Source organism: Chitinimonas sp. (assembly GCF_036568685.1).
GTDB lineage: Bacteria > Pseudomonadota > Gammaproteobacteria > Burkholderiales > Chitinimonadaceae > Chitinimonas.
The window spans coordinates 1-15,681 of record NZ_DATCSC010000100.1 but is presented as its reverse complement, the minus strand read 5'-3'; the positions used below and the strand labels follow the sequence as shown (position 1 = coordinate 15,681).

Genomic DNA, 15,681 nt, shown 5'->3' with positions numbered 1-15,681 from the left:
TCCAAGCGGCTCGCCGCTTTTACTCACAGCAACCGCAATTGAGGAATTAGTACAATGGCAACTGGTACCGTCAAATGGTTTAACGACGCCAAGGGCTTCGGTTTCATCACCCCCGATGACGGCGGTGAAGACCTGTTCGCCCACTTCTCGGCGATCAACATGAGCGGCTTCAAGACCCTGAAGGAAGGCCAAAAGGTCTCCTTCGAAGTGACCCAAGGTCCGAAGGGCAAGCAGGCTTCGAACATTCAGAACGCCTAAGCGTTCCGATAGTTTCATCAAGCCATGAAAAAACCCCGCGCAAGCGGGGTTTTTTCTTTGTCCAGGCGACGGGCGGTGGCCGCCATTCGTCTGGTACATCGCCAATCAGGCGAGCCCCTTCAGGGAGGGGCTTCGCGATGGCGACAGGTATTACATGCGGGCGATCATGGCGTCGCCGAAAGCTGAGCAGCTCACTTCGGTCGCACCGTCCATCAGGCGGGCGAAGTCGTAGGTGACCTGCTTGTCTTTGATGGCCTTTTCCATCGAGCTGATGATCAGATCGGCGGCTTCGGTCCAGCCCATGTGGCGCAGCATCATTTCAGCCGAGAGGATCAGTGAACCGGGGTTCACCTTGTCCTGGCCGGCGTACTTCGGGGCGGTACCGTGGGTGGCTTCGAACATGGCCACGTTGTCGCTCAGGTTGGCACCCGGGGCAATACCGATACCACCGACCTGGGCGGCCAGGGCGTCGGAGATGTAGTCGCCGTTCAGGTTCAGGGTGGCCACCACATCGTACTCGGCCGGGCGCAGCAGGATCTGCTGCAGGAAGGCATCAGCGATCACGTCCTTGATCACGATGCCGTTCGGCAGCTTGAGCCACGGACCGCCGTCGATCTCGACGCCGCCGAATTCGTTCTTGGCCAGCGCATAGGCCCAGTCACGGAAGCCACCTTCGGTGAACTTCATGATGTTGCCCTTGTGGACAATGGTCACGCTCTTGCGGCCGTTGTCGATGGCGTACTGGATGGCCTTGCGCACCAGACGCTCGGTACCTTGCTTGGAAACGGGCTTGATGCCAATGCCCGAGGTCTCGGGGAAGCGGATCTTCTTGACGCCCATTTCGGTCTGCAGGAAGCCGATCACCTTCTTGGCGCCTTCGGATTCCGAAGCCCACTCGATACCGGCGTAGATGTCTTCGGTGTTCTCACGGAAGATCACCATGTCGGTCAGGTCCGGACGCTTCAGCGGCGAAGGCACGCCGGCGAAGTAACGCACCGGGCGCAGACAGGTGTAGAGGTCCAGCTCCTGGCGCAGGGCCACGTTCAGCGAACGGATGCCGCCGCCGACCGGAGTGGTCATCGGGCCCTTGATGGACACGACATAGTCCTTCAGAGCGGCCATGGTTTCTTCCGGCAGCCACACGTCCGAGCCGTAGACCTTGGTCGACTTCTCACCGGCGTAGATTTCCATCCAGTGGATCTGCTTCTTGCCACCGTAGGCCTTGGCCACGGCTGCATCGACCACTTTCTTCATCACCGGGGTGATGTCGATGCCGATACCGTCACCCTCGATAAACGGGATGATGGGTTGATCGGGAATGGCCTGGCCCGGGACGATCTTCTGGCCGCCAGCGGGAACCTTGATATGCGATTGGGTGCTCATGCCTGCTCCGTATGGAAGGGTGCTTGGGGATAAGGCCGCTCGTGGCGACCCGGCTTAGTGGAATTGCTTAGATTTTGAGTTGTAGAACAACGTCAGGGTAAAAAGTTGACGTCATAAGCTTGCTATTATCCGGCAAAACCCCTCTTCTCTGCCAGTTGCATGCCCGATCTCATCCTCTTCAACAAGCCCTACGGCGTGATCAGCCAGTTCTCCAGCCATGAGAAGCACCCCACGCTGGCGGACTTTATCGATGCGCCGGGCTACTACCCGGCAGGCCGGCTGGATACCGATTCCGAGGGCCTCTTATTGCTGACCGACGAGGGCAGGCTGCAGGCTCGCATTGCCGACCCTGAGCACAAGCTGCCCAAGACCTACTGGGTGCAGGTCGAGGGCATACCGGATGAAGCCGCGCTGGCGGCATTGCGCCGCGGCGTGGACCTGGGCGACTTCCATACCCGCCCGGCCGAGGCCAGTCTGATGGCGCCGCCCGAGCTGTGGCCACGCAATCCGCCCATACGGGTGCGGCAGACCGTGCCGGACAGCTGGATCAGCCTGACCATACGCGAGGGCAAGAACCGCCAGGTCCGCCGCATGACCGCCAAGATCGGGCTGCCTACCCTGCGCCTGGTACGGGTGCAGATCGGCGACTGGACCCTGGCCGATCTCCCGCCGGGCGAATGGCGCCGGCAGGCCATCGATATGGCCAGCCTGCCACGCAGTACACCAAGCACCCCCTCTCCCCGCCGCCACCGCCCGAGGACCTGATGCTGATACCCGCCGGCCAACACCCCAAGGCGATCGCCATCGCCCACGCCCTGATCGAAGGCTTCGACCGCCACTACGGTATCTTCCAGCAGGTCAGCCGGGCCGCAAAACAGCGCTTCGAGACCGGTGACTGGCACGCCGTGCAGCGCGCTGCCAAGGAGCGGATACGCTTCTACGATGAGCGGGTGGATGAGTGCGTGGCCCGCCTGCACGAGGAATTCCATGCCGATTGGCTGGACGACGACATCTGGCAGCAAGCCAAGCTGCTGTTCATCGGCATGCTGGTCAACCACAAGCAACCCGAGCTGGCCGAGACCTTCTTCAATTCGGTCTGCTGCAAGATCCTGCACCGCAACTACTTCCATAACGACTTCATCTTTGTGCGGCCGGCCATCTCGACCGAGTACATCGAGTCCGACCCGCCCACCTACCGCAGCTACTATCCTCGGCTGGGCGGCTTTCGTGGCAGCATGCGCCGCATTGTCGAGGACTTCGGCTGGCAGTGCGAATTCGTCGATCTGGACCGCGACATCGGTTTTGTGATCGATACCGCGCTCGCCCACCTGGGCGGCAGTTGGCCGGAGATCGAGGCCAACTTCCAGATCCAGGTGCTCTCCAGCGCCTTCTACCGCAACAAGGCGGCCTACATCATCGGCAAGGCGGTCAACGGCAGTGTGGAGTACCCCTTCGCCGTGCCGGTGCTGCGCGACGACAGCGGCCGGCTCTACCTCGATACCCTGCTGCTGGAACCACGTCGCATCGCCGTGCTGTTCTCGCTCAACCGGGCCTACTTCATGGTCGACATGGCCTCGCCATCGGGCTACGTAGGCTTTCTGCGCTCCATGCTGCCCTTCAAGCCCAAGGCCGAACTCTACACCATGCTGGGCCTGGCCAAGCAGGGCAAGACGGTGTTCTACCGCGACCTGATGCACCACCTGCGCCACTCGCGCGACGACTTTATCGTCGCGCCCGGCATCCGCGGCCTGGTGATGCTGGTGTTCACCCTGCCCTCCTTCCCCTATGTGTTCAAGCTGATCAAGGACGAGATCGCGCCAACCAAGGAGGTCACCAAGGAGATCGTCCGCGACAAGTACCAGCTGGTGAAGCAGCACGACCGGGTAGGTCGCATGGCCGATACGCTGGAGTTCAGCAATGTGGCCCTGCCCAAGGCCCGTTTTACCGAGGAGCTGCTGGACGAGTTGCGCCGGTTGGCGCCCAGCCTCCTGGAGGAGGACACCCACGAGGTGGTGATCCGCCACCTCTATATCGAGCGGCGCATGGAGCCACTCAACCTTTACCTCAACCGCGCCACCGAGGGGCAACTCGAGCAGGCGGTGATCGACTACGGCAACGCCATCCGCGAGCTGGCGACCGCCAACATCTTCCCCGGCGACATGCTGTTCAAGAACTTCGGCATCACCCGCTACGGCCGGGTCGTGTTCTATGACTACGACGAAATCGAGTACATGACCGACTGCCACTTCCGCGAGATCCCCGAAGCCCCCTCGCCGGAGATGGAGATGGCAAGCGAGCCCTGGTACCCGGTGGCGCGTAACGACGTCTTCCCCGAGGAGTTCGCCCGCTTTCTGCTCGGCCCCACCGAGATCCGGCGGGTTTTTCTGCAGCACCACCGAGACCTGCTCGACCCGGTTTTCTGGCGCGCCCGCCAGGACCGCATCCGCGCCGGTCACGTGGAGGACTTCTACCCCTACCCGCCGGAGCTGCGCTTCTGCAACCGCTATACGCCTGGCAGCTAAATGGCTAAATGAAAAAGGCCCGCGATTGCGGGCCTTTCTTCTACCGTCCGACCAGCGCTTACATGCCGGTAAGGAAGATATTGGCCAGACAGGCAGTGCAGAGGCCGGCCAGGATGGCGGCAAACAGCGCGCGCATGCCGATGGCACCCAGGTTCTTGTGCTGGTTGGGCGCCAGGGCCGAGATAGTGGCCACGCAGATACCCACCGAGCTGAAGTTGGCAAAGGACGCCAGCGCGAAGGTGCCGATCACCGTGCCGCGCTCGCTCAGGAGGTGCTGCGACTTCATGCGTGCCATATCGAGGTAGGCCACGAACTCGTTGATCACGATCTTCTGCCCCAGGAGCGAGCCGATATGCAGCGATTCGCTCCAGCTTACACCCATCAGCCAGGCCACTACCCGGAAGGCCTGACCGAACATGTACTGCAGCGACAGGCCATCAAAGGCGCCACTGGTCGAGCTGACAATCCAGGCATTGATGCCCACCCAGTCGCCCAGACCATGCAGCAGATGGTTGCTGAGGGCGATCAGGGAGACAAAGGTCATCAGGATGGCACCGATGATCACCGACAGCTTCACCCCATCCGCCGTGCCATGCACGATGGCGTTGATGAAGTGGCCATGGTTGGCGTGCTCGTACTCGAGCTTGCTGGGCGCCGCCGGGTCGCGCTCGGTCTCGGGCAGCAGCATCTTGGCGAACAGGATGGCAGCCGGCGCGTTCATCAAGGAAGACAGCAGCAAATAGGAGGCGAACTGAGCCTGGGCCGCCGGATCGGTCCCGCCCAGGAAACTGATATAGGCCGCCAGCACCGTACCGGCCAAGTGAGCCAGGCCACCGGTCATCATGGTCATCAGCTCGGAGCGGGTCATATTGGGAATGAAGGGCTTCACCAAGAGCGGCGTTTCGTTCATGCCCAGGAATACATTGCTGGCCACCGACAGGCTCTCGGGGCCGGTCAGCCGCATGGTGCGCTTCATCAGCCAGGCAAAGGCCAGCACGATCTTCTGCAGCACGCCAAAGTGGTACAGCAAGGCGCTGACCGCAGCGAAGAAGACGATGATGGGCAACACGTTGAACACGAAGATAAAGCCCAGCTTGCCATTCGGTGATGCCAGCTCCTGGCCGAAGACGAACTTGGCGCCTTCCTTGGCGAAGTCCAAGAGGGTCACGAAGCCCACACTGATGGACTGGAACAGCTGCCGTACCGCCGGCACATGACTCACCAACAGGCACAGCGCAATCTGCAGCAGCATGCCATAGCCGACCAGCCGCCAGCTGATGGCGCGACGTTGCGACGAGAAGAGATAGGCCAGGCCGAGCAAACAGCTGATGCCGAACAGGGACTGCACAATGCTGAGCATGGGCCCGCACTCCAGATGGTTCAAAGCGGCGGATTCTACGAATCACGCCGCCCGGTTACTACAAGTTATTGAGGTTTCAGCGGGAGACGGGCTTTTGCACCACAGTCCCAGACGAGGCCAGCGAGCCCTGAGCCCAGTACAAGCCGCCGAAGATGATGGCAAGCCCCAGCACGTGATACAGCGCCAGCACCTCGCCGAGGAAAATACCGGCCCCCACCGCACCGAAGGCCGGGATCAGGTGTAGGAAGCCGGCTGCCCGGGTCGGCCCCAGCGTGGCAACGGCGCGCATATAGGCGGTCAGCGCCACCACCGAGGGGAAGATGCCCAGGTAGAGCAGGCTCAGGCCGTTGCTGAACGTGGCTGCCGGCAGCCCATGGTGGGCGACCTCCCATAGGCAAAAGGGCAACAGCATGACGAGGCCGATGGCGATGGTCAGCCACAGCACGGCAAAGCGATCCAGGCCCTCAGGCAAGCCACGCAGCAACAGGGTATACGCCGACCAGCAGGCCAAGCCCGCCACCACCCAGACATCACCATGGTTGAGATCCAGGCTCATCAGCCGGCTCAGGTCGCCGTGGCAGACGATCAGCAGTACACCCATGAGGGAAGCGCCCATACCGGCCCATTCGCGGCCGGCCAACGGCTTGCGCCAGACCACCCAGGCCAGCAGCATCACCATCAGCGGGATCAAGGCGTTGAACAGCACGGCATTGGTTGCGTTGGTGTGGTGCAGGCCGACGTAGATCAGGGTGTTGGAGGCCGCAATACCGTAGCCACCCAGCCAGAACAAGCGACGACGTACCTGCCAGAGTTTGCGGCGCTGCTCGACAAGGCGCGACCAAGCCAGGGGCAGCAGGGCCAAGAGGGCCACCAGCCAGCGGCCAAAAGCCAGCGTGACGGGCGCGATCTCGGCGTGCATGGCACGGGCCAGAATGAAGTTGCCGGCCCAGCACAGGGCGGCGAAGACGAGCAGCAGATAAGGCAAGGCAGCCGGAGACGGCAGCAGACGGCGGAACATGAACGGCGACCTCGGGTAGAGGGAAGAAGCGGCCCGCGGCTTGTGGCTGCGGGGTCGATCAGGCCGGCCTATGCCCCAGGGTGGCGGGGTCAACGGTCCGGCAGCACGCAGGCGGCACCAGGCGGCCTTTGCGCAAGGTCGCGGATTCTAAAGGAAAAGCGGCGAAAAGCCAGTGATATTTGTGCACCGCAGCAGTGCAATGCGCACCGTAACGGAGCGCCGCGCCGCCAAGGCTGGCGGTGTTCAAGGGCGATGCATTGCTTGGACTTCAGTGCGGTTACCACGCACCAAGCCAAGCAAGGATTAATTCCAACGCTGGAAGTTGGGCGAGAGCTGCAGCAGCTGGCCGATCTCGCGCCACTCTTCGGCCTCCTGCAAGAGTGCGGTATGGGTCAGCGGATTGGCATCCAGCCACTCGTCCGGCGCATCCAGGCGGAAGCCGTTGCGCAGTGCCTCCAGCTTAATCGGCGGCAGGGGCCGGTCGGTCCGGCTGCGGCAGCAGATCACCGCCAGCCGCAGCGACAGTACCCGCGCCCAGCGGTCCACGGTCAGCCCATTGCCCAGCTTCTTGAGCCCACCCTTGTGGCCGAGCACCAGCAGTGCGACGCGTGCCTGTTCATGGCTGGAGAAGCCCGGCATATCGGCATGCTGCAAGATATAGGCCGAATGCTTGTGATAGTTGGAGTGCGAGACCGACAAGCCGATCTCGTGCAAACGTGCGCCCCACTGCAAGAGGTTGAGGTCGACCTCCGGGTCCAAACCCAGGCTGCCGGCCAGTTGCCGGTAGGCAAACTCGGCCAGCCGTGCCACCCGTTCCTGCTGCGCCATGTCCACATGGTAGCGGCGCTTGAACTGGGTCACGGTCACCTCGCGCAAATCACGCTGATGCTGTCGACCGACCAGGTCGTAGAGCACCCCGTCGCGCAAGGCGCCAAGGGTGATACTCATCTTTTGCACGCCCAGCTCGGCAAACACCGCCGCCATGATGGCAAAGCCACCCGGCAATACCGGCCGACGGTCAGGCCGCAAACCGTTGAGCTGCACCGCATCGATATGCCCGGCCCGCAACATGATGGCGCGTAGCTTTTCCATGCCTTCGAGCGTGATGCCGCCGCGGCTCAGATCGTTCTGCTCCATGATGTCGCTGAGCGAGCGGGCCGTACCGGAAGTGCCGACTGCCAACTGCCAGTGCTCGCGACTGAAGTCGTGCACGATCGACTGCAGCTCGCTGCGTGCAGCCAGCTCGGCATCGCGGAAGGCCTGCCGGGTCAGCTTGCCATCGGGGAAGAACTTGAGACTGAAGCTCACGCAGCCCATCAACAGGCTCTCGGTCTTCAGGGGCTTGAACTGGTGACCGACGATGAACTCGGTGGAGCCACCGCCGATGTCCACCACCAGCCGCTTCTCCTTGCCAGCCGGTAGGCTGTGAGCTGCGCCGATATAGATCAGGCGAGCCTCCTCGCGGCCGGCGATCACCTCAATCGGGAAACCCAGCGCCGCCTCGGCCTTGGGCAGGAACTCGGCGGCATTCTGCGCCACCCGCAAGGTGTTGGTGGCCACCACCCGCACATGCTCGGGCGGCATGCCGCGCAGTCGTTCACCAAAGCGTGCCAGGGCAGCCAGGGCCCGGTTCTGTCCGGCAAGATCGAGCCGGCCCTTGGCGTCCAGTGCGGCGGCGAAGCGCACCGTATCCTTGAGACCATCGAGCAAATAGATCTGGTCGTCCACCACGCGTGCCACCTGCAGGCGGAAACTGTTGGAACCAAGGTCGACGGCAGCGATGGTGTGCGAAGGACTCATCAGGTCTTCTTCAAGCGAGCGGAATGGGCGGATTGTCGGAAGGGACGCCACAAAAGACAAGCCCCCCGCGCTCGCGAGGGGCTGTTGGCGCAAAAAAGACTTACTGGGACTGCTTTTCGATCTCTTCCAGCGGGCTGTGGCGCACGTCAATACCCTTGACCAGGTAGACCACGTACTCGGCCACGTTCTTGGCATGGTCGCCCACGCGTTCGATGGCCTTGGCGATCTCGATGATCTCCAGCGCCAGGCTGATGGTGCGCGGGTCTTCCATCATATAGGTGATCAGTTGGCGCTGGATGGCCTTGAACTCCTCATCCAGCTTCACATCCTCACGCGCGACCTGGCTGGCCACGCTGGGATCGAGCCGGGCGAAGCCATCCAGTGCACTGCGCAGCATGGTCAGAGCGATGCCGGACTGGTAGCTCAGATCCGACATACGCGGCACAGCCACACGACCACCCTCGTAGATGCCACGGGCGCGGTTGGCGATCTTGGCGGCCTTGTCGCCGATACGCTCCAGATCGTTTACCGCCTTGTTCACGGTGAGCACCATGCGCAGATCGCTGGCGGCCGGCTGGCGGCGGGCGATGATGTGCATGCAATCGTCGTCGATCTCGACATGCATTGCGTTGACGCGGTTCTCGGTCTCGATCACCTTGGTGATCAGGTCCAGGTCGCCGGTCTCCAGCGCCTTCATGGCGTCGCGGAACTGTTCCTCGACCAGACCGGCCATGGCCAGGATCTTGCCGCGGGCCGCTTCGAGCTCGACGTCAAACTGCTTGGAAATGTGTTCGGACATGGTACGCAACCCTCGTGTACTTGGCGTGGCGCTACGCCACAAGCTTGGCACCGCAGTGTATTCGCGCCAAACGAAATTTCGATGACACTTTTGTTACTGATAGGTCTGCACGCCGGTGGCGGTACCCAGCAGCAACACATCGGCGCGGCGGCGGGCGAACAAGCCATTGGTGACCACACCGACAATCTGGTTGATCTCCCCTTCGAACTTGCCCGGCTCGGTGATGCTGAGGCCGTGCACGTCGAGGATCACGTTGCCGTTATCGGTCACCACGCCTTCGCGGTAGACCGGTCGACCGCCCAGCTGAACCAGCTCACGTGCCACGTGGCTGCGGGCCATGGGGATCACCTCCACCGGCAGGGGGAAAGCACCCAGCACATCCACCAGCTTGGTCTCATCGGCAATACAGATGAACTTATCAGCCACGGCCGCGACGATCTTCTCTCGGGTCAGCGCGGCACCGCCGCCCTTGACTGCCTGCAGGTGGCGGTTGATCTCATCGGCGCCGTCCACGTAGACCGGCAGCTTGTCGATGGCATTGAGGTCGTAGACCGGAATGCCGTGCGATTTCAGCCGTGCGGCGGACGCTTCCGAACTCGCCACGGCACCCTCGATGCGACCGCGGATCTCGGCCAACGCATCGATGAAATGGTTGGCGGTAGAGCCGGTACCGACCCCGACCACGCAGTTGTCGGGCACGAAGGCAATGGCGGCGCGTGCGGCGGCACGCTTCATTTCGTCGAGGGTCATGTCAGGCTCCGGGGGATAGACGGTAAACAGCCGTCATTATAAGGGCGTTGCCTTGTGCAGCTGCAGCACAAAGGTCTGGATGCCGTTGAGCAGCATCTCGATGGCAATGGCGGTCAGAATCAGGCCCATCAGCCGCTCGAAGGCCATGGTGACCTGCTCCCCCAGGAAGTCGGCAATCTTTTCGGCAAAGCCAAGCACCACCGCCGATACCAACATGGCCACCGTCAGCGCGGCGATCCATTCGCCCATGCGCTGCGGCTCGCGGCTGACCAGCAGCAGCACCGTGGCAATTGCCGAAGGGCCGGCGATAAAGGGGATGGCCAAGGGCACGAGGAAAGGCTCACCCTTTACCTGGTGGGCGAACACACCTTCGGCGTGCGGGAAGATCATCTTCAGGGCGATCAGGAACAGGATCACCCCGCCCGCTATGCCCAGCGAAGTTTCGCTGACGTGCATGATCTCCAGCACATGGCGGCCAAAGAAAAGGAAGAACAGGAGGATGGCGAAGGCGAAGATCACCTCGCGGATGATGATGCGCCGGCGCCGCGCCTGATCGACCTGGCGCAGCAGGCCAATGAACAGGGGGATATTGCCGAGCGGGTCGGTGACCAGGATCAGCAGCACCGTGGCAGAGATAAAGGATGAGGTTTCCATGGCTTACAGCATAGTGTGAAAAACAGGACCCCCGTCCGCAAAGGCGCAACGGGGGTCGCAAAAACGGCCGGGCTGACCGGCCAGGGTGCTACAGCGCGGCGATGATCTTGATCTCGACCTTGTACTCGGGCGCAGCCAGGCGCGACTCCACCGTGGCCCGGGCCGGCGTATGACCCTGCGGCACCCAGGCCGACCAGGCTTCATTCATGGCGTCGTAGTCGGCAATATCCGCCAGCCATATCTGGGCCGACAGGATCTTGGTCTTGTCGCTGCCAACCTCGCTCAAGAGCTTGTCTATCATCGCCAGCACCTCAGTCGTCTGGGAATTGGCGCCCTGGTGCAGGGTGTGCTCGGCGACCTGGCCGGCCAGATAGACCGTGTTGTTGTGGACGACGATCTCGGACAAGCGGGGACCGACGTGATAGCGCTGGATAGACATGGACTTTCCTCAGAAACAAATGCAACGGGGCGGCCACAGGGCCGCCCCGCTGGTTTATCCCGATATTATGCCAGCGCTACGCCGCGCAGTCGCAGCGAGAACTCGCGCAGGGCCTCAATGCCGCTGGCCTCAGCCCGCGCACACCAGTCCTGCAGTTGCTTGAGCAGTTGCTCCTTGGAGGAGGAAGAACGCTCCCACAGCGAGGTCAGTTCCTGGCGCATCTTGTAGACGGTATCGAGCACCTTGGACTCAGCCAGCAGGGCATCGAGCTTGGCCTGGTCGACCAGCGGGGTGTCCTTGCGGTCCTGCTTGAGCCAACGCTTCATGGCACGCTTGGGGTTGAACTGGAAGTGCGGCAGGTGCGGCGCACGTTGGCGCAGATGTTCCACCTCCAGCGCCACCGTAGTCTTGAGTTGGCGGGCGTAGGCTGCGGCAATCTCATAGCGGTTGGCGATCACGGCCTGCAGGGTGTCGAAGTCCGCCTCGGCCTTGGGGGCCACCGTCTTGACCGAGGGCGCCACGCGGCGCACCTTTGCGAGGCCCAGCACTTCCAGGCAACGGATATAGAACCAACCGATATCGAATTCCCAGGACTTGTTGGACAGCTTGGCCGAGGTGCCGAAGGTGTGGTGGTTGTTATGCAGCTCTTCGCCACCGATCAAAATGCCCCAGGGCACGATATTGCGGGAAGCATCTTCATTCTCGAAGTTACGGTAACCCCAGTAGTGGCCAATACCGTTGATGATGCCGGCGGCGGTGACGGGGATCCAGATCATCTGCACGGCCCACATCCAGATGCCATTGGCGCCGAACAGCAGGAGATCGATAACAGCCATCAGGGTCACGCCCCAGACGCTGTGCTTGGTGTAGATGTTGCGCTCCATCCAGTCGTCGGGCGTACCGTGACCGAATTTCTCCATGGTCTCCTGGTTCTTGGACTCGGCGCGATACAGCTCGGAGCCTTCCAGCAGCACCTTCTTGATACCCAGTACCTGCGGGCTGTGCGGGTCTTCTTCGGTCTCGCAACGGGCGTGGTGCTTGCGATGGATGGCCGCCCACTCCTTGGTCACCATGCCGGTGGTCAGCCACAGCCAGAAGCGGAAGAAGTGGCTGGGGATAGCGTGCAGGTCCAGCGCCCGATGGGCCTGGTGACGGTGCAGGAAGATGGTTACCGAGGCGATGGTGATATGGGTCAGCACCAGGGTGACCACGATATAACCCCACCAGGGCAGGTCTATCAGGCCGTTGAGCCAATCAAACATGGAATTTCCTTGTCGCAAACAGGGGCAAACGGGCGGATTCTACGCTGAATCAATCACCTAGCGCGCGCTCGAAGATTGATCGGCCGCAATATTCCCAGCCGTCTGCCCGTTTATCAGATAAACGTCACGGCGCGGGTAGGGGATCTCGATGCCCTGCTCCTTGAAGGCACGCCAGATCTTCAGATTCAGCTCCGAGCGTAGAGAAGCCGAGCCTTGGTCCGGGTCACCAATCCAGTAGGCCAGTTCCAGGTCGATACCGCTCTCACCAAAGCCTTTGACCAGCACTTGTGGCACCGGTTCGGGCAGGATGCGGGGCTGGCCCTGGGTCAGGGACAGCAACAAGGCACTGGCAGCATCGAGATCAGTGTCGTAGGCCACTTGTATGGGCATGGCCACCCGGAACAATCGGTCGGAATGTGAGAGGTTGAGTACGGTCGAGGAAATCAGCGAATCATTCGGAATGATGGCCTCACCGCCATCACCGAGCTTGAGCAACACGTAGCGGGCAGTAATGCCGGTCACCGTACCCTGGCGGCCATCGATGATCACCACGTCACCGATACGGATGGAGCCATCGAGCAGAATGATGAAGCCCGACACGTAGTTGCTGGCGATCTTCTGCAGACCAAAACCCAGACCGACGCCCAAGGCACCACCGAATACCGACAGCACGGTCAGGTCTATGCCCACCATGGGCAGCGCGATCATGACGGCGACCACCACGAGCACCGTGCGGGCCAGCTTGGTGATCACCACGCGCAGGCTCAGGTTGAGTGAATTCGCCGCCATCACCCGCTGCTCGAGCAGGCGCCCCAGCCACATGGCCAAAAGCAGCGTCACCGCCACCGAAAGGAGGCCGTTGATCACCATCAGGAGCGAGACATGCTGCTTGCCCAGCGGGAAGGAGATGCTCTCCAACCCTTCCTGGATGTCGGGCAGCACACCGCTGATATTGAGGGCGAAGACAATCCAGATCAGCCAGGCCAGCGGCCGTACGGCGCGCTTGGCCCATTCGGCCTGGATGAAGGATTCATGCAGCAGGTAGGCCAGCGTGCGTACCACCACCCAGGCCGACAGCAGGCTGGCCACCAGGCGCAACAGAGTCACACCATGCGGCACACGCACCAGAGTGCTGGCGACCTCCACGCTGATCCAGAAGATCAGCGGGAAGAGCACCCGCGCAATACCCTCGGAGCCCAACTTCCAGTGAGCCGCCCCAGCCTGGCGCAAGCGTGGCTTGAGCGCCCCGCTGAGTAACCAAGCCAGGAGCGCGGTACCCAGCAGGATCCCGAGCTGTATCAACAGCCGCGGTTCGGACCAGCCGGCGCGCTGGATATCGTCGATAAAGTCGTACAGCGCCGTGCTGTGGCCGTTCATGCTCACGCCCCGGCCGCACGGATCTTGCGCAGCGTCTCGGTGGTCGAGGTCTGGAACAGGAAGGGGATCGAATGCACCTGGCCACCGCGCGCCAGCACCTCGCGGCTACCGACGATACGGTCAGGCGTCCAATCCCCCCCCTTGACCAGGACGTCGGGCTGGATAGCCAGGATCAATTCAAGCGGCGTGTCCTCGTCGAACCAGGTCACCAAGTCCACCGAGGCCAGAGAAGCCAGTACGGCAGCACGGAACTCGGTCGAATTGATGGGGCGGTCGTCGCCCTTGCCCAGGCGGCGCACCGAGGCATCGGTATTGACCGCCACCACCATGGCAGCACCCAGGGCACGCGCCTGGGCCAGATAGCTCACATGGCCGCGGTGCAGGATGTCAAAGCAACCGTTGGTGAAGACCAGCGGTCGGGGCAGGGTCGCAATGCGCGCTGCCAGTTGTTCGGGAGCGCAGATCTTCTGCTCGAAGTCGGGGGCGGGATAGGTCGTCATGCCTCCAATTATGCCGCAGCCAGATCGTTCCCGCCCGTCGTAGCCAGCCCCAGTTGGCGCTGCAAGGCCTTGCGGTAGTGATTGAGCTGGGTGACGGTATCAAAGGTGCAGTCAAACAGGCTGGAGAGGTTGCGCAGTATCCCGCCCACTACCCGTGCCTCCCAGTCCTTGTCGAAGGCGATCTGCTTGTCCAACCAGTGCTCCAGCCAGTCCGGGTCGGGTAGCCGGCTTTGGATCGTGTCGCGCGGGAACAAAGCCTGGTTGACGTGCAGATTGGTCGGGTGCAAGGGCTTGGCCGACTTGCCGCTGGAGGCCATCAGCACACCGATCTTGGCAAAGGCATAGCGGGCTTCATCGCCCATGCGCTCCACCGCGCGCCGCATGTATTTGAGGTAGGCACCACCGTGGCGGGCTTCGTCCTGCGAGAGGGTACGGTAAATATGCTTGATCACCGGTTCGGTGTGCCACTCTGCCGCCCGCCGGTACCACTGGGTGAGCCTGACCTCGCCGCAGAAGTGGAGCATCAGGGTCTCCAGCGCCGGGGCCGGGTCGAACTCGAAGCGCACCGCGTGCAGTTCCTGCTCCGAAGGCACAAGGTCGGGCCGGAAACGCCGCAGATACTCGATCAGTACCAGGGAGTGCTTCTGTTCCTCGTAGAACCAGATCGACATAAAAGCCGAGAAGTCACTGTCGTCGCGATTGTCGCGCAGGAACATCTCGGTCGCAGGCAGGGCCGACCATTCGGTGATGGCGTTGAACTTGATGGTCTGGGCCTGCTCGTCGCTGAGCGAAGTAGCGTCGAAATCCGCCCAGGGGATGTCGCGCTGCATGTCCCAGCGCGCCTTCTCCAGCGAGGCATAGAGTTCCGGATACAGCATGGCAATACCTCCGACAGGTTAGAACACCAATCTGGAAGCTTAAGCCCGGTTCCGGGACAGATTTATGACAGATGGCCAGGCAAAACCTGGCCGATACGCATACTCCCCACATCCATGTCTTCTGCCTTCATATCGAGAAGCAGGTCTGACGTGGTGGCTACGCAGAGCCCCATGGCTGCCGCCCTCCGTAGCGCAATATCACTCAAGCACAGGTGCACTGACTGGTTGCACTCGTGACAGTGCCGCACGCGCACATCCTTGGTTGGCGTCAGCGCTTCCCAGGTCTTGTGGCACGGGGTATCCATGACGCATCCATGGACGTTCGCTCCGCAATGGGTTGAGCCGTCCGCAGCCTGGTCCTTATCGACTCGCATGCACATCCCCCGATACGTCGCCCGCAGGAATCCCGCGAGCAGAATGTTCTTGATTGAGTGCAGAGTATAGATGAGCGATCGGGCGCCAGACTGCTCCAAACACCACAAAGCCCCGCGGCAGCGCCGCGGGGCCAGGTTCTGGGTGTTGCCGTCGTCTTTGGGTGCAGCCTTGGGCGTTGTGCGTTCGGTCCGCGCAAAGCAAAACACCCCGATCATTGCTGATCGAGGTGTTTTAAGGGGAGCCTGGCGGTGACCTACTTTCACACGGGTAGTCCGCACTATCATCGGCGCGGCCTCGTTTCACGGT

16 protein-coding genes are annotated in these 15,681 nt (G+C 62.1%); 3 read left to right on the top strand and 13 right to left on the bottom strand.

Translation table 11 applies throughout. The features are described 5' to 3' along the window. The first annotated feature begins 54 nt into the window (after positions 1-54). A complete protein-coding gene (locus VIM95_RS14515; protein WP_331986926.1) occupies positions 55-258 on the top strand; it encodes a cold-shock protein in 204 nt (67 codons plus the stop codon). A 150-nt stretch (positions 259-408) separates the two neighbouring features. Here VIM95_RS14515 and icd read toward each other — a convergent pair whose 3' ends face one another. Then, positions 409-1,641 carry an NADP-dependent isocitrate dehydrogenase gene (icd, locus tag VIM95_RS14510; RefSeq protein WP_331986924.1) on the bottom strand — a complete coding sequence of 411 codons (1,233 nt, stop codon included), beginning with the start codon at positions 1,639-1,641 and terminating at the stop codon, positions 409-411. A gap of 159 nt (positions 1,642-1,800) precedes the next feature. Here icd and VIM95_RS14505 point away from each other — a divergent pair, with 159 nt between their 5' ends. After that, positions 1,801-2,406: a pseudouridine synthase gene (locus VIM95_RS14505; RefSeq protein ID WP_331986920.1), complete on the top strand. Its 606-nt coding sequence runs from the start codon at positions 1,801-1,803 to the stop codon at positions 2,404-2,406. After that, complete coding sequence (gene aceK, locus VIM95_RS14500; RefSeq protein ID WP_331986917.1) at positions 2,406-4,163, top strand: bifunctional isocitrate dehydrogenase kinase/phosphatase; 1,758 nt, start codon at positions 2,406-2,408, stop codon at positions 4,161-4,163. The genes VIM95_RS14505 and aceK overlap by 1 nt, the downstream gene beginning before the upstream one ends. 58 nt (positions 4,164-4,221) lie before the next feature. Here aceK and VIM95_RS14495 read toward each other — a convergent pair whose 3' ends face one another. From VIM95_RS14495 to VIM95_RS14440, 12 genes are all read right to left on the bottom strand, one after another. After that, complete coding sequence (locus VIM95_RS14495) at positions 4,222-5,523, bottom strand: NupC/NupG family nucleoside CNT transporter (RefSeq protein WP_331986914.1); 1,302 nt, start codon at positions 5,521-5,523, stop codon at positions 4,222-4,224. A gap of 76 nt (positions 5,524-5,599) precedes the next feature. Next, the gene (locus VIM95_RS14490) at positions 5,600-6,541 is read right to left on the bottom strand and encodes a DMT family transporter (RefSeq protein ID WP_331986912.1); all 942 of its coding nucleotides are present in this window, start codon (positions 6,539-6,541) and stop codon (positions 5,600-5,602) included. 303 nt (positions 6,542-6,844) lie between these two features. Continuing rightward, the gene (gene ppx / locus VIM95_RS14485; RefSeq protein WP_331986909.1) at positions 6,845-8,341 is read right to left on the bottom strand and encodes an exopolyphosphatase; all 1,497 of its coding nucleotides are present in this window, start codon (positions 8,339-8,341) and stop codon (positions 6,845-6,847) included. Between the two features lie 100 nt (positions 8,342-8,441). Beyond that, a complete protein-coding gene (gene phoU / locus VIM95_RS14480) occupies positions 8,442-9,140 on the bottom strand; it encodes a phosphate signaling complex protein PhoU (RefSeq protein ID WP_331986905.1) in 699 nt (232 codons plus the stop codon). A 93-nt stretch (positions 9,141-9,233) separates the two neighbouring features. Further along, on the bottom strand, positions 9,234-9,890 hold the full coding sequence (gene rpiA, locus VIM95_RS14475; protein ID WP_331986901.1) for a ribose-5-phosphate isomerase RpiA: 657 nt from the start codon (positions 9,888-9,890) through the stop codon (positions 9,234-9,236). A gap of 36 nt (positions 9,891-9,926) precedes the next feature. Further along, complete coding sequence (locus VIM95_RS14470) at positions 9,927-10,544, bottom strand: MarC family protein (RefSeq protein WP_331986897.1); 618 nt, start codon at positions 10,542-10,544, stop codon at positions 9,927-9,929. 88 nt (positions 10,545-10,632) lie between these two features. Further along, complete coding sequence (locus tag VIM95_RS14465; RefSeq protein ID WP_331986893.1) at positions 10,633-10,983, bottom strand: RidA family protein; 351 nt, start codon at positions 10,981-10,983, stop codon at positions 10,633-10,635. Positions 10,984-11,048: 65 nt separating this feature from the next. After that, entirely contained in the window at positions 11,049-12,245 is a 1,197-nt protein-coding gene (locus VIM95_RS14460) for a DesA family fatty acid desaturase (protein ID WP_331986890.1), read from the bottom strand. Positions 12,246-12,302: 57 nt separating this feature from the next. Beyond that, positions 12,303-13,622, bottom strand: coding sequence for a mechanosensitive ion channel family protein (locus VIM95_RS14455; protein WP_331986888.1), 1,320 nt, complete (start codon positions 13,620-13,622; stop codon positions 12,303-12,305). A 2-nt stretch (positions 13,623-13,624) separates the two neighbouring features. Beyond that, positions 13,625-14,122 (bottom strand): D-glycero-beta-D-manno-heptose 1-phosphate adenylyltransferase, encoded by a 498-nt coding sequence (gene rfaE2 / locus VIM95_RS14450; protein ID WP_331986885.1) that lies wholly within the window; start codon positions 14,120-14,122, stop codon positions 13,625-13,627. Positions 14,123-14,130: 8 nt separating this feature from the next. Beyond that, positions 14,131-15,000, bottom strand: coding sequence for a ferritin-like domain-containing protein (locus tag VIM95_RS14445; RefSeq protein ID WP_331986883.1), 870 nt, complete (start codon positions 14,998-15,000; stop codon positions 14,131-14,133). 62 nt (positions 15,001-15,062) lie between these two features. Then, the gene (locus VIM95_RS14440) at positions 15,063-15,305 is read right to left on the bottom strand and encodes a hypothetical protein (protein ID WP_331986881.1); all 243 of its coding nucleotides are present in this window, start codon (positions 15,303-15,305) and stop codon (positions 15,063-15,065) included. Between the last annotated feature and the right edge of the window lie 376 nt (positions 15,306-15,681).